At 66.9% G+C, this 18,545-nt stretch carries 20 protein-coding genes; 8 read left to right on the top strand and 12 right to left on the bottom strand.

Annotated elements, in window-relative coordinates:
• Window positions 1–9: 9 nt before the first annotated feature.
• The 5 genes from NET02_RS04525 (at window position 10) to NET02_RS04505 (ending at window position 5,058) form a co-directional block, all read left to right on the top strand.
• Window positions 10–792 carry a citryl-CoA lyase gene (locus NET02_RS04525; RefSeq protein ID WP_284056183.1) on the top strand — a complete coding sequence of 261 codons (783 nt, stop codon included), beginning with the start codon at window positions 10–12 and terminating at the stop codon, window positions 790–792.
• A 226-nt stretch (window positions 793–1,018) separates the two neighbouring features.
• Window positions 1,019–2,197 (top strand): ABC transporter substrate-binding protein, encoded by a 1,179-nt coding sequence (locus NET02_RS04520; protein ID WP_284056182.1) that lies wholly within the window; start codon window positions 1,019–1,021, stop codon window positions 2,195–2,197.
• Window positions 2,198–2,230: 33 nt separating this feature from the next.
• The gene (locus NET02_RS04515; protein ID WP_284056181.1) at window positions 2,231–3,304 is read left to right on the top strand and encodes an ABC transporter ATP-binding protein; all 1,074 of its coding nucleotides are present in this window, start codon (window positions 2,231–2,233) and stop codon (window positions 3,302–3,304) included.
• Window positions 3,305–3,317: 13 nt separating this feature from the next.
• Entirely contained in the window at window positions 3,318–4,226 is a 909-nt protein-coding gene (locus tag NET02_RS04510; protein WP_284056180.1) for an ABC transporter permease, read from the top strand.
• Window positions 4,219–5,058, top strand: a complete 840-nt coding sequence (locus NET02_RS04505) for an ABC transporter permease (RefSeq protein WP_284056179.1) — start codon at window positions 4,219–4,221, stop codon at window positions 5,056–5,058. The genes NET02_RS04510 and NET02_RS04505 overlap by 8 nt, the downstream gene beginning before the upstream one ends.
• Before the next feature lie 59 nt (window positions 5,059–5,117).
• Here NET02_RS04505 and NET02_RS04500 read toward each other — a convergent pair whose 3' ends face one another.
• From NET02_RS04500 to NET02_RS04460, 9 genes are all read right to left on the bottom strand, one after another.
• A complete protein-coding gene (locus tag NET02_RS04500; protein WP_284056178.1) occupies window positions 5,118–5,870 on the bottom strand; it encodes a PIG-L deacetylase family protein in 753 nt (250 codons plus the stop codon).
• A gap of 63 nt (window positions 5,871–5,933) precedes the next feature.
• Window positions 5,934–6,404 carry a DUF309 domain-containing protein gene (locus tag NET02_RS04495; protein ID WP_284056177.1) on the bottom strand — a complete coding sequence of 157 codons (471 nt, stop codon included), beginning with the start codon at window positions 6,402–6,404 and terminating at the stop codon, window positions 5,934–5,936.
• Window positions 6,397–7,713, bottom strand: a complete 1,317-nt coding sequence (locus NET02_RS04490; RefSeq protein WP_284056176.1) for a S41 family peptidase — start codon at window positions 7,711–7,713, stop codon at window positions 6,397–6,399. The genes NET02_RS04495 and NET02_RS04490 overlap by 8 nt, the downstream gene beginning before the upstream one ends.
• Before the next feature lie 216 nt (window positions 7,714–7,929).
• Entirely contained in the window at window positions 7,930–8,289 is a 360-nt protein-coding gene (locus NET02_RS04485) for a hypothetical protein (protein ID WP_284056175.1), read from the bottom strand.
• A gap of 384 nt (window positions 8,290–8,673) precedes the next feature.
• Entirely contained in the window at window positions 8,674–9,132 is a 459-nt protein-coding gene (locus NET02_RS04480; RefSeq protein WP_284056266.1) for a CorA family divalent cation transporter, read from the bottom strand.
• A gap of 40 nt (window positions 9,133–9,172) precedes the next feature.
• Window positions 9,173–9,364 (bottom strand): hypothetical protein, encoded by a 192-nt coding sequence (locus NET02_RS04475; RefSeq protein ID WP_284056174.1) that lies wholly within the window; start codon window positions 9,362–9,364, stop codon window positions 9,173–9,175.
• Window positions 9,365–10,240: 876 nt separating this feature from the next.
• On the bottom strand, window positions 10,241–10,663 hold the full coding sequence (locus NET02_RS04470; RefSeq protein WP_284056173.1) for a PaaI family thioesterase: 423 nt from the start codon (window positions 10,661–10,663) through the stop codon (window positions 10,241–10,243).
• 431 nt (window positions 10,664–11,094) lie between these two features.
• On the bottom strand, window positions 11,095–11,472 hold the full coding sequence (locus NET02_RS04465) for a carboxymuconolactone decarboxylase family protein (protein WP_284056172.1): 378 nt from the start codon (window positions 11,470–11,472) through the stop codon (window positions 11,095–11,097).
• A gap of 5 nt (window positions 11,473–11,477) precedes the next feature.
• The gene (locus tag NET02_RS04460; RefSeq protein WP_284056171.1) at window positions 11,478–12,434 is read right to left on the bottom strand and encodes an aldo/keto reductase; all 957 of its coding nucleotides are present in this window, start codon (window positions 12,432–12,434) and stop codon (window positions 11,478–11,480) included.
• 206 nt (window positions 12,435–12,640) lie between these two features.
• Between NET02_RS04460 and NET02_RS04455 the strand changes: the two genes are divergently transcribed.
• Complete coding sequence (locus NET02_RS04455; protein WP_284056170.1) at window positions 12,641–13,684, top strand: LLM class flavin-dependent oxidoreductase; 1,044 nt, start codon at window positions 12,641–12,643, stop codon at window positions 13,682–13,684.
• On the opposite strand, the gene NET02_RS04450 is transcribed toward NET02_RS04455, so the two are convergent.
• The 3 genes from NET02_RS04450 to NET02_RS04440 are packed head-to-tail and all read right to left on the bottom strand — an operon-like array spanning window position 13,681 to window position 16,609.
• Window positions 13,681–15,084, bottom strand: a complete 1,404-nt coding sequence (locus NET02_RS04450) for an NAD(P)(+) transhydrogenase (Re/Si-specific) subunit beta (protein WP_284056169.1) — start codon at window positions 15,082–15,084, stop codon at window positions 13,681–13,683. The two genes, NET02_RS04455 and NET02_RS04450, sit on opposite strands and share 4 nt — an antisense overlap.
• Window positions 15,081–15,446 carry an NAD(P) transhydrogenase subunit alpha part 2 gene (locus NET02_RS04445; protein ID WP_284056168.1) on the bottom strand — a complete coding sequence of 122 codons (366 nt, stop codon included), beginning with the start codon at window positions 15,444–15,446 and terminating at the stop codon, window positions 15,081–15,083. Before NET02_RS04445 ends, NET02_RS04450 begins: the two co-directional genes overlap by 4 nt.
• Complete coding sequence (locus NET02_RS04440; RefSeq protein ID WP_284056167.1) at window positions 15,443–16,609, bottom strand: Re/Si-specific NAD(P)(+) transhydrogenase subunit alpha; 1,167 nt, start codon at window positions 16,607–16,609, stop codon at window positions 15,443–15,445. Before NET02_RS04440 ends, NET02_RS04445 begins: the two co-directional genes overlap by 4 nt.
• Before the next feature lie 344 nt (window positions 16,610–16,953).
• On the opposite strand from NET02_RS04440, the gene NET02_RS04435 reads away from it, so the two are divergent.
• Together NET02_RS04435 and NET02_RS04430 are read left to right on the top strand one after the other, a co-directional pair.
• A complete protein-coding gene (locus NET02_RS04435; RefSeq protein WP_284056166.1) occupies window positions 16,954–17,457 on the top strand; it encodes a DUF4149 domain-containing protein in 504 nt (167 codons plus the stop codon).
• A 77-nt stretch (window positions 17,458–17,534) separates the two neighbouring features.
• On the top strand, window positions 17,535–18,524 hold the full coding sequence (locus NET02_RS04430) for an alpha/beta hydrolase (protein WP_284056165.1): 990 nt from the start codon (window positions 17,535–17,537) through the stop codon (window positions 18,522–18,524).
• Window positions 18,525–18,545: the final 21 nt, after the last annotated feature.

Here is an 18,545-nt window from a genome sequence, read left to right as displayed (position 1 = left end):
GGAAGACTCATGGAACCCTGGCGTACTGCTATCACTGATGCCGGAGCCGAGCACATCCGAATCCGTGGTTACGACATCACCGAGCTGATGCAACATGCTAGCTTCGCGGACACGCTCTACCTGATTCACCGTTCGCGGCTGCCCTCACCTGGGGAGCGACGCCTGATCGATGCGATCCTGATCGCGAGCAGCGATCACGGGCCTGGAGCCCCCTCGGCGCTCGCTGCCCGAGTTGCAGCTTCGGGGAACCGGAGGGCTCCAGAAGCCGCCATCGCCGCCGGCATCCTGGCGATTGGCGACTACCATGGTGGCGCCGGTGAGCAGTGTATGGTGCTGCTCGCCGAAGGAATCCAGTGGGCCGAGCGGGAGGGCCGCACGCTCATCGAGGCCGCTGAACGCATCGTCGATCGTGCCCTCGAGCGACGGGAGCGGCTGCCCGGTCTCGGCCACCGCACGCACCAGGAAGACCCGCGTGCGACCCTGCTCTTCGCGCTGGCAACCGAGCACAGTGTGGCCGGCAAAGGCGTCGAGCTGATCCAGGCGATCCAGCGTGAGGCAAGCCGGCGTATTCGTCCCTTGCCGATCAACGTCGATGGTGCGCTGGCTGCGGTGCTCTTCGATCTCGGCTTCGAGCCGATCGCTGCCCGCTTCTTCTTCATCGTCGGGCGCGTGGCCGGGCTTACCGCTCAGGTCTACGAGGAGTTGCACCGCGAACGCCCGATGCGGATCCATGTGCCGGTCGAGTACGACGGTCCGGAAGCGAGGGCTCTCCGCTCCGAGGACGCGCGCTGACGAGACCGGCAGGCATGAGGCAGACCGGCCCTTCTCCTCGAGTGCGCGTCGATAGCCCACCCCTCACGAGCGGCGATGAGGACACGGCCACAGGGTGACAATCGTTCGCCCGAGCACTTCGTGAGGCTTGCCACAAGGGCGACCTCTAGGGTAGAGTAGCGGGCTGAACGCCCGATGCGGGTCTCGTGGGGTTTGTGACACGGTTAGGGTAGGAGGGGAACGACCGATGGAGGATCTGCAGCCTGGCGCGCGCTTGAACGGACGGATGAGCCGGCGCGAGCTGCTTCGCCGCTCCGCCGGGCTCATGCTGGGGACGGCAGCGCTAGGCTTGCTGGCAGCGTGTGGTGACCAAGAGGCGACGCCGTCTTCCCCGTCGAACTCCGGCTCCCCCGCTCAGGCCAGCCCACAGGCTGGCGGCACGCCGAGCGCGGGCTCGGCTGGCAGCGCAGGCGAGCTGGTCATCTATAACTGGTATCAGCCCTGGATCAAAGAGGTATACCCGATCTTCGAACAGGAAACCGGGATCAAGGTTACCCAGCTCGGTACCTACTCGAGCAACGACGAGTGGTGGGCCAAGCTCAGCGCCGGGGAGTCGTTCGACTTCTTCATCCCCTCCACGCGCTACGTGACGCGGGCCATGGCCGCGGACATGATTACGCCGCTCGACTTGAGCCTCATTCCCAACTATCAGAACCTCCTCGAGGACTTCCAGCGGTTGCCCTACTACGAGAAGGACGGCAAGCCGCACGCCGTGCCGTTCACCCGCGTCTACTACGCGCTGACGTACAACACCGAGGAGTTCCCCCAGGCACCCGATAGCTGGGCGGTGACCTGGGACGAAGCCTACTCCGGGCGCATCGCCCTGCATGACCAGGCATTCGCTCGGGTCGCGATTACCGCGATGTACCTGGGTGACGATCCCATCAACCCCACGCGCTGGGACGACATCCGCCAGGCCCTCATCGAGCAGAAGCCGCTGGTCAAGAAGTACTGGAAGGACTACCAGAACGGGATGGAGCTGTTCGTCAACAAGGAGGTCGTGGTCGGGCAGCTCACCGACGGCCGGGTGCGGATGGGACAGGATCTCGGCGCCCCGATCTCCTGGACGGTGCCGAAGGAGGGGTGCCTGATCTTCATCGACACCTTCGCCATCCCCAAGACCGCCAAGAACGTCGAGAACGCGCATAAGTTCATCAATTTCCTCCTCCGTGAGGACATCATGCTCAAGCAGATGGAGCTCATGCGCTACGACGCGGTGAACCGGGCCGCTCGCGAGAAACTCTCGCCGGAGGAACTGGCCCGATTCACCCCGCCAGAGGGCGCCAAGCTCGTCGTCGGCGACACCGTCTCCACCGAGGTGTTGAATCGCTGCGATGAGCTGTGGAACGAAGTCAAGCTCGCCTGACGACCAGTGATGGACAGCGCCGGTGCTCCTGCGATGAGCGAATTCGATGTCGAGCTGCGCGAGGTAACGAAGCACTTCGGCGACGTGGTGGCCGTCGACCGGGTTAGCCTGGCGGTCGAGCGAGGAACCTTTCTGACCCTGCTCGGCCCGTCCGGTTGTGGCAAGACCACGACGCTCCGGATGATCGGCGGCTTCGAGTATCCCGACAGCGGGGAGATCTACATCCGCGGCGTCCCCATGGGCCGTACCCCACCCTACCGCCGGGATACCTCGATGGTCTTCCAGAACTACGCGCTCTTCCCGCACATGTCGGTCGCCGAGAACATCGCGTACGGTCTGCGGGAGCGCAAAGTCGACAAGGCGACGATCGAGCGTCGGGTCGAAGAGATGCTCCGGCTGGTCGAGCTGGAAGGCTTCGGCAAGCGCCGGCCGCGGCAGCTCTCAGGGGGCCAGCAGCAGCGCGTGGCGCTGGCGCGCTCGCTCGTTATCGAGCCGACCGTCCTGCTCCTCGATGAGCCTCTCGGAGCGCTCGATCTCAAGCTCCGCAAGCAGATGCAGCTCGAACTGAAGCGCATCCAGGAGCGCGTGGGAATCACGTTCATCTACGTCACGCACGATCAGGACGAAGCGCTCACGATGTCCGATCGCATCGCGGTCATGAACCGCGGCCGAGTGGAACAGTACGGCTCTGCGGAAGAGATCTTCGAGCGCCCGCGCACTCGCTTCGTCGCCGACTTCATGGGAGCCGAGAACATCCTGGATGCCGAGGTCGTCCAGGCGGATGGCCGCTCGGCGCTGGTTCGGGTAGCGGGGGCGCAGCTCCCAGTACGCGGGGACGGCCTGCAGGCCGGCCAGCGAGTGGCGCTGGTCGCGCGACCGTACCGTGTAAAGCTGCTGGAGGATCCAGCTCACCAGGACGCGCTGTGGCAGGCAACGGTGCAGGAACGCGTCTACAAGGGTAGCTCTGTCGCCTACCTGCTCCAGCTCGCTACCGGACCGCAACTGCGCGCTGAGGTGCTCGTCGGCGCCGGTGATGGCCATGCCGAGCCAGGCCGGCAGGTTGGGGTCGCCATCGACCCCACGCACGTAGTCATCGTCCGAGAGTGAGGAGACTGCGCACGTGGCGTCGTCCCCGGCAACGGCTCAGATGACGACTGCTCGCGCCGGCCGCCAGCTTCCGACCCTGCTGCCCGTGCTGGCCACGGTCGGCCTGCCGACGCTCCTGCTCACGCTGTTCCTGCTCCTACCGCTGATCCTGGTCGCGGTGTACAGCGTCTACTCGACCGACCCGATCACCGGGATCATGCAGCCCGACTTCACGCTCGCCAACTACGAGCGCATCGTCTCCTCGCCCATCTACCGCAAGGTGTTCCTGCGGACGCTGGAGATCGCGCTGCTGTGCACCGGTATCGCGCTGCTCATCGCCTACCCGATGGCCTATACCATCGGGGCCCTGGTGCCGCGCGAGCGCCAGACGTTGCTCCTCTTTCTCGTGATCATCCCGTTCTGGACGAGCTATATCGTGCGCACCTACGGATGGATCGGCATCTTGCAGAGCGGCGGCTTCCTCGAGAGCGTCCTCTCGCTGATCCCTGGCGTCGACGCCGGGCTCGACGTCCTCTACTCGCGCCCGGCCGTGATCGTCGGATTCGTCCACGTCTTCCTGCCGCTGATGATTCTGCCGATCTACGCGTCGGCCCGCAACCTCGACCACCGGCTGATCGAGGCGTCGTACGATCTGGGCGCGTCGCCCTGGCGGACGTTTCTCCGCGTGACGCTGCCGTTGACGATGCCAGGAGTCGTAGCCGGAGCGACCCTGTTTTTCATCGCCACCTTCGGCGCGTTCGTTACCCCCCAGCTCCTCGGTGGCACTGAAGACCTGATGATGGGCAACGTTATCGCGGATCAATTCGGCGAGGCGTTCAACTGGCCATTCGGCGCCGCCCTCTCGGTCGTGATGATCCTGATCGTTGTCCTCTCACTGGCCCTCCTCTTCCGCTTCGCCGACCTGGAGTCGATCTATGGCTAGCCCGTCGGCCTCGCTCACCGCCCCGCGAGCCGGACGCCGCTTGGATGCGCGCTGGCTACTCTACCTACTGACCGCCGCCGTCTACATCTTCCTGTTCTCGCCCATCGTGGTGGTCGTCATCGCGTCCTTCAATCCCACCGGCCTGACGTCGTTTCCGCCCGCCGGGTTTACCCTCGCCTGGTATGCCGATCTCCTGCGAGATGGGGACATCCTGCGAGCGCTCCGCACCTCGCTCGTGGTCGCGGTGCTGGCCGCGCTTCTCACCTCGGCGCTTGCGATCGCTGCGGCGTACGGGCTGAGCCGCTTCACCTTTCGGTTCAAGCGGGTGATCCAGGCGTTCTTCTACTTACCGATCCTGGTGCCCGGTGTCGTCGCTGGCATCGCGCTGATCTTCTGGTTCAAGCGGATCGGGCTGCAGACCGGGCTGCTCACGATCCTCATCGCCCATGTCGTCCATGCCTTCCCCTATACGCTCTCGATCGTCCTGACTAGCTTCTACGGGTTCGATCGCCGCCTCGAAGAGGCCTCGCAGGATCTCGGCGCGAATCCCTGGCGGACATTCTGGCGCGTGACGCTGCCGCTCGTGATGCCCGGCGTGATCGGCGGCGCGCTGCTCGCCTTCACGATCTCGTTCGACGAGTTCGTGCTGACGTTCTTCGTGGCAGGCGGAGGAGTGGTCACGCTGCCGCTCGAGATCTACTCGCGGATTCGCTTCCTGCTCTCACCAGTCATCAACGCGGTCGCCGCGGTTGTGCTCCTCGTCTCGATGACGCTGGCGCTCGCCGTTCAGCTCCTCGTGCTCATGCGCGAGCGCCGGGCGCGGGCAGCCTGAACGCAGGCGGGGCCGGTCAGCAGGTGGCCGGCCCCGGACAGGCTGCCTGGTCGTCCGCGTCAACCGATCCGGAAGTACTTGAAGGACTCAGCGAGCTGCATCCGCTCAGCGCCGGGGAAGCGCTTGCGCCGCGCCTCGGCCGCCGCGTCCTGCGCCCACAGCCGTATCCACGGTACGGGATCCCAGTCACCCATCTGGCTCGCGTGGGCCCTGAGTGCCTCGATCTTGCGGTCGAAATATCCGGTGATGTCGACCCAGTAGTCCGGCTCCTTGCTCCCGGCCAGGTAGACCTCCTGCACCGTGTGTGGCTCCAGTCCCTCTGCCAGCAACTCCGGGAAGGTGAGCCGGTCGCGAGAGGTGGGGAACACGGCAGCCAGCGCCGCTTCGCCCATGGCGATGTGGTCTGGATGCTGGATGTACTCCTGGCCGACCCAGCGGGCCGTCGGATCCTGGCAGATGACGGCATCCGGCTTGTACTTGCGTATGGCGCGCACGATCGCCCTGCGTAGCTCGAGGTCCGGAACGAGCTCGGCGTCGCGGAAGCGCAGAAACTCGACATGCTTGACGCCGAGGATCCGCGCCGCGGCGAGCTGCTCGGCTTCCCGGATCTCGACGAGCCGCGCGGAGGTCATCGTCGGATCGTTGCTCCCTTTGTCACCGCTGGTCCCGAGCACATACGTCACCTCGCAGCCCGAAGCTGCCCAGCGTGCCACGGTGCCGGCGCACATAAACTCGGCGTCGTCCGGATGAGCCACGATCACCATCAGGCTGGCCGGCACTCGACTCTCTTCCCGCTCAGGCTGCTCGCTCATCGCTACCCCTTCCGCACGCTCCGCGCTGCCGACCAGCGTTACACAACGCTACACCCGCGCGCCCTATTCCTCGGCTCCGTGCTCCAGCACGCGATCGCCCACCGGCGTGTCGGACCCGGCGAGCGAACCTCCCACCAACTTCACGCGAGGCACCAGCGCCCAGTCGAACTCCCCTACGCGTTCCGGCCCGAGCTGCCGGAGCAGGCGCAGGCAGCACTCCGCCTGTTGCGCCAGCAAGGCTACATCCACGCCCTGGCAGGTCGCTGGGTAGCGCTCCAGCTTCGCCAACCCGCGCTCGAGCTGGCGAATCGCGCCGATCCAGTTTGCCCGCCGCAGGTGGTGAAACGCGACCCCGATTTGCAGGATACCCTGATAGAGATAGCGCACCGGGTCGCTTTCAGCTCGCCACAGCGTCTCCAGGATCTCGTGGCACTCGAAGAACTCGCCCCGGTTGAACAGCGCCACGCCTTCCAGCAGAAGCGGTGGGGGTGCATCGCTGCAGCGGTCGTGCACAGGTCCAGGACGATTACTCACAGCGCAGGCATCCAGGTCTCGGCGCGCTCGTCCCCGGCGCCGGGTAGCCCTGCAGGATACGCAGCGCGGCCTGCAACTGCGCGTCCTGCGCGATCGTCTCCTCGGTGAGCGGCCTCCCGCCGACCGGCATGGCAGGCGGAACCTCTACTGGCAGCGATACCCGGACATCGGGCTCGATCCCGTTGCGCCAGATCTGGCGACCGTTGGGCGTCAACCACAGCTCGGTACCGAGCAGAATCGCCGAGCCGTCCTGAAGCCGGAACTCGGTGAGTACAGTTCCGGTGCCGAATGTACGCTCGCCCACCAGCGGCGCGCGCTTGTTCTCCTGGATCGCCCCGGCGACGATCTCCCCGGCGGAGGCCGTCCCACCATTGATCAGCACCACCATCGGGAGGTCGGTCGGAGAAGCCGAGGCGTCGGTGCGATACTCTTCGCGGTCCCCGCCCCGAACCTGCGACAGAAAGACCGTGCTGTTCGGCGGCAGGAACTGCGAGGCGACTCCGATCGCCTCGTTGACCAGCCCTCCGGGGTTGTTGCGCAGATCGAGCACGATCGCTTCGGCCCCGGCAGCTTGCGCCTCGGCGATGGCGCGCTTCAGGTCGTCGGTCGCCCCGCTGGAGAACTGGCTCAGTCGGATATCGGCGATCTGCCCGGGAAGCATCGTCCAGCTTACCGGGCTGATCCGGATCGTTTCACGCACGAGCGTTACCTGGATCGGGTCTTGCTGACCCTGGCGCTGGAAGACGAGTGTGACGCTGGTACCCTCCGGGCCACGCACGCGCCGGACAACTTCATCGAGCCCCAGCCCCTGCGCCGGCTGGCCATCGACCTCGAGCAGCACATCGCCGGGTCGGATCCCGGCCTCCTGGGCTGGCGAGTTGTCGAGCGGGGTGACTACGACGATGTTACCGTCGCGCTCCTCGATCTGGATGCCCACGCCCGTGTAGGTGCCAGAGAGTTCCTCCGCGTGCATCCGCAGCTCGTCGGCCGTCAGGTACCGCGTATGTCCCTGATCGCCGAGCGTCTCGAGCATCGCGGTGATGGCTGCCGCCAGCATCTTCTGATCGTCGATCGCTGAGGGATCGACGTAGTGCTGGTGGACGACATCCCACGCTTCCCCGAAAACCGAGATCGGCGCTGCCGGAGAGGGAGCTGCCTGAGAGTGCGAGGGAGGCATAGCCGGTGCCAGAGTGGCACCGAGCCCGACCCCGAGCGTAAAGACGACCGCGAGGAGGACGAGCCCGAACGAGAACCTGGCACGGCGACCGAACGCCCGGCCTCTCCTCTCCGATTTCTCGTCCAAGGTCACGAGGTGCGCCTCCGATCCAACCTGTTCCCATCCCGCGCGCATTTCGTCGATCGATGCGCTGCACAACGGTAAGCATACCGAATCGCTCCTGGGCCCAGCCGTCCAGGAGCCTCACCGGCAAGAAGCACGCATCGAGGGTGGACACGCACAGGGATGGCTGCCTTCCCGGAGTTCTCAGACGCCTAGACGCCATAGCACCAGGCTGGCGACCTGGACTCAGCCCGCAGTGCTGTGCGCTCCGAGTCGAAGTCGCGGACGAGCAAGTGCAGTCCTCCACCGTGCTCTCGACGGATGCCCCGCAGCGTCAGGGTTGCGACCAGGCGAGCCACGCGCGCGGCTGAGCCCGCTGTCCTCACCGAGCTGCTCCACCGCGAGCCCGGATCGCCGGAGAGGGACGGCAAAGCGCTCGTTCGGAGTCGCCGTCGCGGTGGGGGCCAGGATCGTGGGGCGAACTATCTGCTCGATCGCCCGGCGCAGGCCGAGAGAGGCCGGCAGAAAGTCGTGTCCCCACTCGGAGATACGGTGCGCCTCATCGACGGCGAAGAGCCACGCCTGCTGGTCGCGCACTGCCGCCACGAACGCCTCGTTCTCGAATCGCTCCGGCGTTCGGTGTCGCTTCCCCGGCCACCCACGTCTACTCGCCGGCAGCGCGCGTCACCTGCTGCCAGCCTGGAGACTTCGCCGAGCATGTCCCGCACGGCTGCCTCGTGCATCTGGTGGCGAATACCGATCTCGTAGACATCACGACCGGCCAGCGCGTCGCGCACGATGCTCGTCTCCCCGGCGGGCAGCGTCTCGACCAGCGCCGGGCAGTGCCGGAGCTCATGGACGATTGGTTCCCAGCGACTGCGCTTACCCACATCACGCTCCTTTCCGACCTGCCTGTCCGGGCGCCCTCCACCCGCGCGACCTGTTCCATCCCAGGCTTGGCGAGAGTGCCCCAACCGGCTCTCTGGCCTCTCAGAGCCAGCCCCAGCGACGGAACATGAGCAGTGCCAGGATGATGACCAGCGCGATGCTCGCGACCATCACCCAGAAGGCTGTCTCCGAGTAGAGCGGCAGCCCCTCGAAGCTGGTGCCGAAGAAGCTCAAGATGATCGCCGCTGGGAGCAGCATGGTCGAGACCACGGTCAAAATCTTCATCACGTGGTTAGTTCGATGTGAGACGTGAGAAACGTAGATGTCGAACGCTCCCCGGACGGCTTCCCGCAGACTGTCGCAGCGGTCGAGCAGCCGGTGGAAGCGGTTTTCGAGATCCCGAAAATACGACGCCACTTCGTCGCCGGAGATGAGGGCGAAGTCCGGCCGGAGGAAGGTCGCGAACACCTCGGCGTGTTGATCGACGATACGGCCGAGCGCGAAGATGAGCTTCTTGAGATGGATGAGCTCTTCGAGGAACCTATCGGAGTCGTTCCGCAGTGCCTGCTCTTCGAGCGCTTCGATCCGGTCTTCCGGCGTCTCAGACCACTCCCTGGTAGTGCTCGAGGAGCTCGTCCAGGACGATGTACCGCATGTACGCCGACTCCAGGCGCACCAGCTCCGGGTTCTGGCTCGCCCGGCCCTTGATGCCCTCCACGAACGGCAGCGGACGGTGGTGGATGCTGAGCAGGTAGTTGGGGCCGATCACCAGATCGAGCTCGCTCGCCAGCACCCGTTGATGCTCGGGGCGACGCGTGCGACCGCCGAGGAGACGAAGAAGTGATCACGGTAGACGTCAACTTGTGGCCGCTGCCAGGGCGACACCGCAGCGTGCAACGCCCGCCGGTCGATTGACAGCCGCCCGGCAAGACGTTCCAAATCCGCCACCGCAAACTCCGAAAGATCGATCCAGACGAAGTTCTCATCAGCTCGCACTATCTCAGCGATCGACTCGAGATCGACCGGCTTCAGCTCTTCGTCGGCCTCGCACCAGCCACGCCTGGAGCGAGGCCGACTGCGGGCGATCCGCAGGCTCTTCGACCTGGACAAGCTCCTGACTCGAATGTGGCAAGTCCGCGGCCACCATGTCTCTCCCCTCCCTGATCGTCAGCCGGTCGCCGGGGCGAGCTCGATACGCAAGCGCGCTGGCCCAGCCAGATGCTTCGGCTACCGCATGCGCTGGCGACGGCTGCTACATTATGTCTATCGTACTGCATGGGAAATACTCGCGCTGCATCCACGAGTGTCCGGACCGGCCCGCGCAGGCCAGGAACACCGGAATATCAGCGTTCTCGCGCTCCCAGCTCGAGAAGTTGCAAGCGCCAGCGCGGCCATCCAGGGGAGACGAAGCCCGCGTCCGCCGTGTCCCCGTCGGGTCGCCGGTGGCCACACTACGCTACGGGAGCAACCGGGAGCAGCGTGCCAAAGCGTCGTTGCGGTTTCCTCCTGGGATGGGGAGGCGGCCCACAGCGCCCAGAGGTGGCCGTCCGAGATCGCGGTTTCCCCACGGGGATAGGGAGGCGTTCTCCAGACACCAGGAAGGACGGATGCTGGCTCGTCCCTCCTGGCTTGAAGATGGCTGGAGCCGTGTCAGCCCGTCAAGGCGCGATCAGCGCGGCTGATCGGTAAAGATGCGATAGATGCCGCTACAGGTCGCACAGACGTTTCCCTGCTCGTCCATAACCTCACCCTGAGCGAAAACGAGGTTGCGCCCACCGCTGATCACCCGTGCCGTGCCGACGACCTGCCGTTCCGCCTCGAGCATGCGCAGATAGGTGATGTTCAGCGAGACGGTCACCTGACCGGTGATGTCATCGCGGCTCGAAAAGACCGCTGCCCCCAGCAGCCCATCGAACAGGTAGGCGACGATCCCGCCGTTGACCGCGCGAGTGCCGCCACCACCGCGGTGATGTTCTTCGACGAGCAGTTCGACCCGCGCCTGCCCGTCTCGGGCCTCGACGACACGGAAGCCAGGCCAGCGAAAGAACGGCCTGGCGTTCCACTCGGCGATCCAGCGATCTCCCTCCCGCATCCCCGGCACCATCCCCTCGCGCTGTCCTCTCCACACAGCCGCCCCTGGCCGCGTGGCACAGGGGCGACAACCGACGTGCGATTGTACCGAACGGCCAGAAACGAGCCTGCGGGACGTCTTCCTCCCAGAACCCCACGGGCCGCGCCTGCTCTCCGCACGCCCCTGCCAATCGCCGGTGCGCAGCTCCACGCGCCCGACTGTCCCGGATATCATCATCGACAAGATCCGCGAACTGCAGCCGCCGCATGTGTTGGCGAGACGGCAGCCGGTTGGTCCCTTGGGGGCAAACATCCGCGGGATTACAGGGATTCAGATGCTGATGACGCCCCTGGGCTAGATCGCCACCACGACGGATACCTCGTGCAGGGGAATCAGAAATGCCCGACACATACCTCCAGGCTGTACCCCGGCACTCGCCCCCTGCGCTTCTGTCAATCTGACTCCGCCACGCTCGCTGGCGGCGACTGCTCGGCGCGGAGCAGGTCGATCGTCTCGATGGCGTGCCGCAGATGGGGGATCACGATGCTCCCGCCCACTACCAGCGCCACGTTCAGGGCATCGTACAGCTCAGCGTCGCTCCAGCCGAGCTTCACGCACTGGTCGAGGTGGTAGTCGATGCAATCGTTGCAGCGCAGCACGGTCGAGGCCACCAGGCCCAGCAGCTCCTTCGTCCTGGCGTCCAACGCCCCATCGCGATAGGCGGCGCTGTCCAGGCTGAAGAAGCGGTTGATGTCACGGTGGCCGATCTCGCTGATGCGCTCGTTCATCCGCGCGCGGTAAGCGCGGAACTCGTCCAGGCGATTGCCCATCGTGCTCACACCTCCTCGCTCGACGCTGCTGCAAGCCGCTGCTCGAGCTGGTCCAGCTCCTCCGTCGAGAGTCGCCACTCACCGGCCCGCACGTTGGACTCGACCTGTTCCGGGCTCGTCGCGCCGGCGATCACCGACGACACGACCGGCTGGGCAACTAGCCAGGCCAGCGCCAGCTCGCCGACGGAGCGCCCGCGCTCGGCGGCGAATGCCTCCAGCACCGCCAGCACCCGGAAGTTGCGCTCGGTCAGCCAGCGCTGCTGCCAGCTCGGGTTGTCGTGCCCGCGCACGCCGGGCGGCACCGGCTCTCCTGGGCGATATTTGCCGGTCAGAAAGCCGCCAGCCAGCGGCGAGTACGGGATGATGCCCAGCCCGTAGAAGCGGCAGGCCGGGATGAGCTCCTGCTCGATCCCGCGCTCGAGCACGTTGTAGAGCGACTGGCTCACCACCGGCGGCGCATAGCCGCGGCGCTCGCACCGTCCCATGATGTCGGCGACCTGCCAGGCCGCGTAGTTCGAGATCGCGGGGTAGCGCACCTTGCCCGCGCGCACGAGATCGTCGAGGGCGCGCAGGCTCTCCTCGAGCGGCGTGTCCGGATCGGGCCGGTGGAGGTAGAAGAGGTCGACGTAGTCCGTGCCGAGGCGCTTGAGGCTGGCCTCCAGGCTGGCAATGATGCGCCGGCGCGAGAGTCCCTGACCGTTCGGCCCCTCGTGCAGCGGATACCCGGTCTTGGTGGCCAGCACCACCTCGTGACGCCGCCCAGCGATCGCCTTGCCGATGTACTCCTCCGAGAGTCCCCTCGAATAGGTGTCGGCCGTGTCGATATGGTTGATGCCGAGATCGAGCGCCCGGTGGACGATCGCGGCCGTCTGCCGCTCGTCGCAGTAACGCCCGAACGTGTTGCCCCCGAGCCCGATGACCGACACCAGAACGCCGCTGCTACCCAACCGGCGATAGTCCATGGGAAGCGTTCTCCTCTCGAATCCCGGGCAGCCCGAGCTGCCTGGCCCCGTGCACTCGCCTGGCGCGGCGGCCAGCTCAGGCGCCAGGCGGAACCAACTCGTCACGATGCTCCCAACGTCTCAGGAGTTCAGACCCTTCCCGAGCTGCGGGAGCTTCGTTTCCGGTATAGTCACCGCAGGAACCGGTCCAGGCAAGGTGGGCCACCGTGCAGTTCGGGGTATTCGACATCTTCCAGGTGACGCCAGACGTGTCGGCCGATCGCGTCTACGCCGAGCGCCTGCGGGACGCGGAGCTCATCGACCAGCTCGGGCTCGACTACTACTTCGTGGCCGAGCGCCACTTTTTGCCGCTGTACCGGAGCCCGGCGCCGGGCATCTGGCTGGGCGCGGTCGCGGCTCGCACCCGGCGGGTACGGCTGGGCGTGCTGGCGTATACCGTTCCACTGCACAACCCGGTCTTGCTGGCAGAAGAGATCTCGGTGCTCGACCATCTCAGCCGGGGGCGGGCCGAGGTCGGGGTCGGGCTGGGGCACCGGCCTCAGGAGCTGGCCAGCCTGGGCATCGACCCGGCCAAACGGCAGGCGCTTTTCCTCGAGTCGCTGGTGCTGATGCGGCGGGCCTGGCAAGGCGAGCCGTTCGATCACCCCGGTATCGCCTTCCGGTTCCGCGAGCTCTACGTCGAGCCACCCTACCAGCGGCCCCATCCACCTCTCTGGTACGCCGGAACCGATCCGGAAGCCGCGCGCTGGGCCGGCCGGAACGGCCTCTCGCTGGCGGTCGGCTTCCGGCCGCTGGTCCAGCTCCAGCCGACCTGCGACGCCTGGCGCGCCGGGCAGGCCGAGTCCACGTCGGGCCGGGCGCGGCTCGCGCTGATGCGCTCGCTGTACGTCGCCGAGAGCGACGCGCAGGCCCGTCGCGAGATGGTCGCCGACCTGCGCCGCCTGGGGAGGCTCTTCGTGCCGTCGCCGGCGGAGGCCGCGACCCAGACCCACCCGCTGGGCTCGGCTCCCGAGGCCGAGCAGGCCCTCGACCGGCTGCTGGCGAGTGAAGCAGTTATCGCTGGTAGCCCCGAGACCTGTGCTGAGGCGATCGCCCGCGCGGCGCGCGCCCTCCAGCTCGACGTCTTCCTCGCCAACCCCTACCTGAGCGGGGTGGAGCCGCGGCGCGTCGAGCGCACGCTCCGGCTCTTGGCCACGGCCGTCCGACCGCGAGTCGAAGCCGCCCTCGGCGTGTCTCCCACTCGGGGTTAGGCCGCCTTCACCGCTTCGATCAGTTTCATGAGCGACTCGCGCGCATCGCCGAACAGCATGCGAGTCTGCGACATGTGGAACAGTTCGTTCTCGATGCCGGCGAAGCCGGGCCGCATGCTGCGCTTGAGCACGATCACGTTGCGCGCCTGGTCGACGTTCAGGATCGGCATGCCGTAGATCGGGCTGCTGGGGTCGCTGCGCGCTGCCGGGTTGACCACGTCGTTCGCGCCGACGACCAGCGCCACGTCGGCCCGCTGGAACTCTTCGTTGATCTGTTCCATCTCGAAGAGCTGGTCGTAGGGCACGTTGGCCTCGGCCAGCAGCACGTTCATGTGCCCGGGCATCCGGCCAGCCACCGGGTGGATTGCGAACTTCACCTCGACGCCGCGCTTCTCCAGCTCGTCGGCCAGCTCCCGCACCTGGTGCTGCGCCTGCGCCACTGCCAGCCCGTAGCCAGGGACGACGATCACCTCGTTGGCATAGGCCATCAGCACGGCCGCGTCCTCGGCCGTGATCTCCCGGATCGGCTTGGCCTCGGCCACCGCCGCGGCGCGGCCGGATACGCGGAACGCGCCGAACATCACGTTGGCCAGCGAGCGGTTCATGGCCCGGCTCATCAGGATGGTGAGCAACGAGCCGGACGCGCCCACCAGCGCGCCGGCCACGATCAGGATCTGGTTGTCGAGCACGAACCCAGTGGCAGCGGCCGCCAGCCCGGTCATGGAGTTGAGTACCGCGATCACGACCGGCATGTCGGCGCCGCCGACCGGCAACACCAGCAGGACGCCGAACACGAGGGCAAGCGCGAACAGCAACCAGACGACCGTCACTCCGCCGGCCAGGCCCAGCAGCCAGACCCAGAGCGCGACGATCCCCAGGAAGGCGGCGACGTTCACCGGCAACTGGAGCGGGAACCGCACCGGCCGGCCGGTCATCACCTCCTGCAGCTTGGCGAAGGCGATCAGGCTCCCGGTGAGCGCGATCGAGCCGATCGTGGTACCGAACGCCACCGACACCGCTTCGCCGACGCTGACGGCCCCGGAGGCCGCGAAGCGCTGGAACTCGGCCACCGAGACCACCGCGGCCGTGCCGCCTCCCATGCCATTGAACAGCGCGACCATCTGCGGCATGGCCGTCATCGGCACGATCCGCGCCAGGTAGACGCTCGCGACGGTGCCGACGCCGATGCCGAAGAGCATCACCGCGATGTTGGCCGCGCCCCAGGTGATGTGCGGATCCAGCAGCGTGACCGCGACGGCCAGCAGTAGCGCGGCCGCCGCGATCTGGTTACCCGAGCGGGCCGTGCGCGGCGCGCTCATCCGCTTCAGGCCGAAGACCAGCGCAACGGCTGAGACGAGGTAGGCCAGGTCGATCAGTGCCTCACGATAGCTCTCGATCACGGCTTCCTCACCGGCTCCTTCTCACGAACCGCTTGCACGCCCGCGCCGACCGGGGCCGGCTCGCCCGCTGGCTTCTCTGCCGGCCGCGGCTTGAACATCTCGAGCATTCGATCGGTCACCACGAGCCCGCCGAACAGGTTGCCCGCTCCGAGCGCGCAGCCGAGGAACCCCAGCAGGTAGAGAATCGGCCGATCGGCGGTACCGGCAACCAGGATGCCGCCCAGCAGCACGATGCCGTGGATCGCGTTGGTGCCGGACATCAGCGGGGTGTGCAACAACGAGGGAACCCGCGAGATCACCTCGAACCCGAGGAAGATCGTCAAGATGAGCACGTAGAGGCCGAGCAGCAGCTCCTGGTTCACCGCACCTCCTCCTTCAGCCGGGCCAGCGTCGGCTCGTGCAGGATCTCGCCATCTCTCGTCAGCACCACGCCGCGCGTGATCTCATCCTCGAAGTCGAAGACCAGCTCGCCGCGCGGCGCCAGGTGCTCCACCAGAGTGGTCACGTTCCGGGCATACATCTGGCTGGCGGTATAGGCCATCTCGCTCGGCAGGTTCAGTGGCCCCATAATCGTCACGCCGTAGCGAACGACCGTCTCGCCCGGCTCCGTCAGCTCACAGTTCCCGCCCATCTCGGCAGCCAGATCGACGATCACCGCGCGCGGGCGCATCTCCCGCACGGTCTCCTCGCGGATCAGCACTGGAGCGCGCCGGCCGGGAACCAGCGCGGTGGTGATCACTACGTCCGCCTCGACGCAGTGGTTGTGGATCAGCTCCTGCTCGAGCCGCAGGTGCTCCTCGGCCAGCTCGGTCGCGTAGCCGCCGACCTCCTCAGTCTTGATCTCCAGTTCGAGGAACTTCGCGCCCAGGCTCTCGACCTGCTCCTTGACTACCGGCCGGGTATCGAACGCCTCGACGACAGCGCCGAGCCGGCGGGCAGTCGCGATCGCCTGCAGCCCGGCCACTCCAGCGCCCAGTACCAGCACCTTCGCCGGCCGGATAGTGCCGGCGGCCGTCATCATCAGGGGGAAGAACTTGGGCAGCTCGTTCGCCGCCAGCAGCACTGCCTTATAGCCGGCAACCGTGCTCATCGAGGAGAGCGCGTCCATCGGCTGCGCCCGCGTGATCCGCGGGATGGTATCCATGCTGATCGCGGTGACCTTGCGCTCGGCCAGCCGGGCTACCAGCTCCGGCCGGATCAGTGGCTGGAGAAAAGCGATGATGGCTGTCCCTGGCCGGAGCATCTCCACCTCATGCTCCGAAGGGCGCTGCACCTTGAGCACGAGCGAGGCACTGCCGTAAACCGTCGCCGCATCCGGCGCGAGCCGCGCGCCCGCAGCCTCGTACTCCTCATCGGTGAACCCGGCGGCCAGCCCAGCTTCCCGCTCGACCAGCACACTAAACCCGCGCGCCACCAGCTTCTTCGCCGCCTCCGGCGTCAGCGCGACGCGACGCTCGCCCGGCATCGTCTCGCGGGGGACTCCGATCGTCAGCGCCGGCGCTGTGGCAGAATCAGATGACTGCACGATCGCCGCTCCTCTACCTGAAGCTGCCCACACAGTGGCCGGGTAGCTCGTTCAGCCGAGCGCCCGGCCAGCATCGACATCAACGCTCGCTCAACCGCAGTCCGGCCTGATACTCCCGCTCGAGCCCGAGGAATCTGCCGGCACAGCTACCCAGCCCTGTATCGTACCAAAACGTGAGCGTATTCACACGCTCGAGTCCCGATCTCTCCCCGGTGTCGAGCATCCATCTCTTCGAGCGGTCACCCGGAACCACCCGAACGGGTAGTCGTCGTCACCGGTACCCGCTCGGTACCATCCGGCGCGAGGATAGGGACCATGCTCGCTGGCGTGTGGAGGAGCGTCGCATGGACTGGGTCTGGGCAGCGATTCGCTGGGTTCATCTGGTCGCCGCCATCGCCTGGGTCGGCGGCCAGCTCTTCCTGGTGCTGGTGCTGCTGCCGGTACTGCGACGCGCGCTCCCTCCAGCCCAGCGCACGCTCATCGTCGCTCAGCTCGGGCAACGCTTCGCCGTGGTGTCCTGGATCTCGCTGGGGCTGCTCCTCGTAACCGGCTTCCTCAACGGGGAGCGGCGCGGCGTTGCCTGGGAATCGTTGCCTGCAGCGCAGTCGACCTACGGGCAGGTTCTGTTCGCCAAGCTGTGTCTCGTGGCCGCAGTTATCGCGCTGACGCTCCTCCACGGCCAGATCCTCGGCCCCCGAATCACGCGCCTGGCCTCCGTGGCGAGCATCGGTGGCCCAGACGCAGAGACGCACCGGCGCCGGCTCGCCAGGCTGTCGATCATCGTGTCGGGTACGAACCTGCTACTGAACCTGGCCATCGTCTACCTCGCGGCGCGGCTGGTATCCTGATGCCCCCGGCCGAGAGCGGGGAGCGATCGCCGATGGCGACAACGGGCAGGCTACCAGCCACGAGGCGAGGAGGAGCAATGACCGCCGACGGGGCGATCCAGCGTCTCGATTTTCTGATCGAGAGCGAGCCAGGGATTCAGATCTGGGCACGTCAGGTGCGCGGCACCGGCGATCTTCGCCCGCCGGTGCTGCTGATCCACGGCGGCGGGCCGGGCGGGATCGTCTTCGATCTGCCGATACCCGGCTACTCGCTGGCCGAAGACCTCGTCGCAGCCGGCTACACGACCTACCTGATGGATGTCCGCGGCTGGGGCAACTCTGCCCGCCCTCAGGCGCTCAGGGAGCCGCGGGAGCACAATCCGCCGGCCGTGACCTCGGAAGAGGCGGTACGCGATATCGGCGCGGTGGTGGGCTTGATCAGCTCAATCCACAGCGGGGAGCGCGTCGGGTTGATCGGGTGGGCCACCGGCGGGCACTGGGCCGGGATGTATACGGCACGCCACAACGAGACGGTGCGCTGCCTGGTCATGCTCAACAGCCTCTACGGCGTCAATGCCCCCTGGCCACTGCGCGCGGCGTTCGAGCGGCCGGATCGTCCGGGCGTCTTCGACCACAGCGGCGGGGCCTACCGGCTAGTGGATCGCCACGGCCTGCTCGCGAGTTGGGATCGGGCCATCCCAGCGGAGGACAAGAGCGAGTGGCGCGACCCCGCCGTGGCTGACGCCTACGTCCAGGAGTCGCTCGCGAGCGATCCGACCAGCAGCTCGCGCACCCCACCGAGCATGCGCATCCCGCGAGGCTTCCAGCTCGAGAGCTACAATCTCTCGCTCGGGCACAAGTACTGGGACGCAGCCGCCATCCGCGTGCCGACGCTGGTCATCCGCGGTGACCGCGACCACTGGTCGCGCCCCGAGGACTTGGAGGCGCTGCGAGCGGAGCTGGTGAACGCCCCGCTCGTGCGAACGGTGACGATCGCAGGCGGGACGCATTACCTCTTTCTCGATCGCCCAGAGCGGGGCCGAGCCCGCTTCCTCGACGAGACCTCGGCGTTCCTGGCAGAGAGCTGAGCGCCCTTCGCGCAGAACCCA

The organism is Thermalbibacter longus (assembly GCF_023806485.1).
In the GTDB taxonomy this organism is placed as follows: domain Bacteria; phylum Chloroflexota; class Chloroflexia; order Thermomicrobiales; family Thermomicrobiaceae; genus Thermalbibacter; species Thermalbibacter longus.
Note: the sequence above shows the minus strand (reverse complement) of the source record. Positions and strands in the feature narration are given on the sequence as shown.

Coding starts and splice junctions, on each gene's coding strand:
- NET02_RS04525 (WP_284056183.1), top strand. CDS start 10: ATGGAACCCTGGCGTACTGCTATCACTGATGCCGGAGCCGAGCACATC.
- NET02_RS04520 (WP_284056182.1), top strand. CDS start 1,019: ATGGAGGATCTGCAGCCTGGCGCGCGCTTGAACGGACGGATGAGCCGG.
- NET02_RS04515 (WP_284056181.1), top strand. CDS start 2,231: ATGAGCGAATTCGATGTCGAGCTGCGCGAGGTAACGAAGCACTTCGGC.
- NET02_RS04505 (WP_284056179.1), top strand. CDS start 4,219: ATGGCTAGCCCGTCGGCCTCGCTCACCGCCCCGCGAGCCGGACGCCGC.
- NET02_RS04500 (WP_284056178.1), bottom strand. CDS start 5,870: ATGAGCGAGCAGCCTGAGCGGGAAGAGAGTCGAGTGCCGGCCAGCCTG.
- NET02_RS04470 (WP_284056173.1), bottom strand. CDS start 10,663: ATGCGGGAGGGAGATCGCTGGATCGCCGAGTGGAACGCCAGGCCGTTC.
- NET02_RS04465 (WP_284056172.1), bottom strand. CDS start 11,472: ATGGGCAATCGCCTGGACGAGTTCCGCGCTTACCGCGCGCGGATGAAC.
- NET02_RS04460 (WP_284056171.1), bottom strand. CDS start 12,434: ATGGACTATCGCCGGTTGGGTAGCAGCGGCGTTCTGGTGTCGGTCATC.
- NET02_RS04435 (WP_284056166.1), top strand. CDS start 16,954: ATGGACTGGGTCTGGGCAGCGATTCGCTGGGTTCATCTGGTCGCCGCC.
- NET02_RS04430 (WP_284056165.1), top strand. CDS start 17,535: ATGACCGCCGACGGGGCGATCCAGCGTCTCGATTTTCTGATCGAGAGC.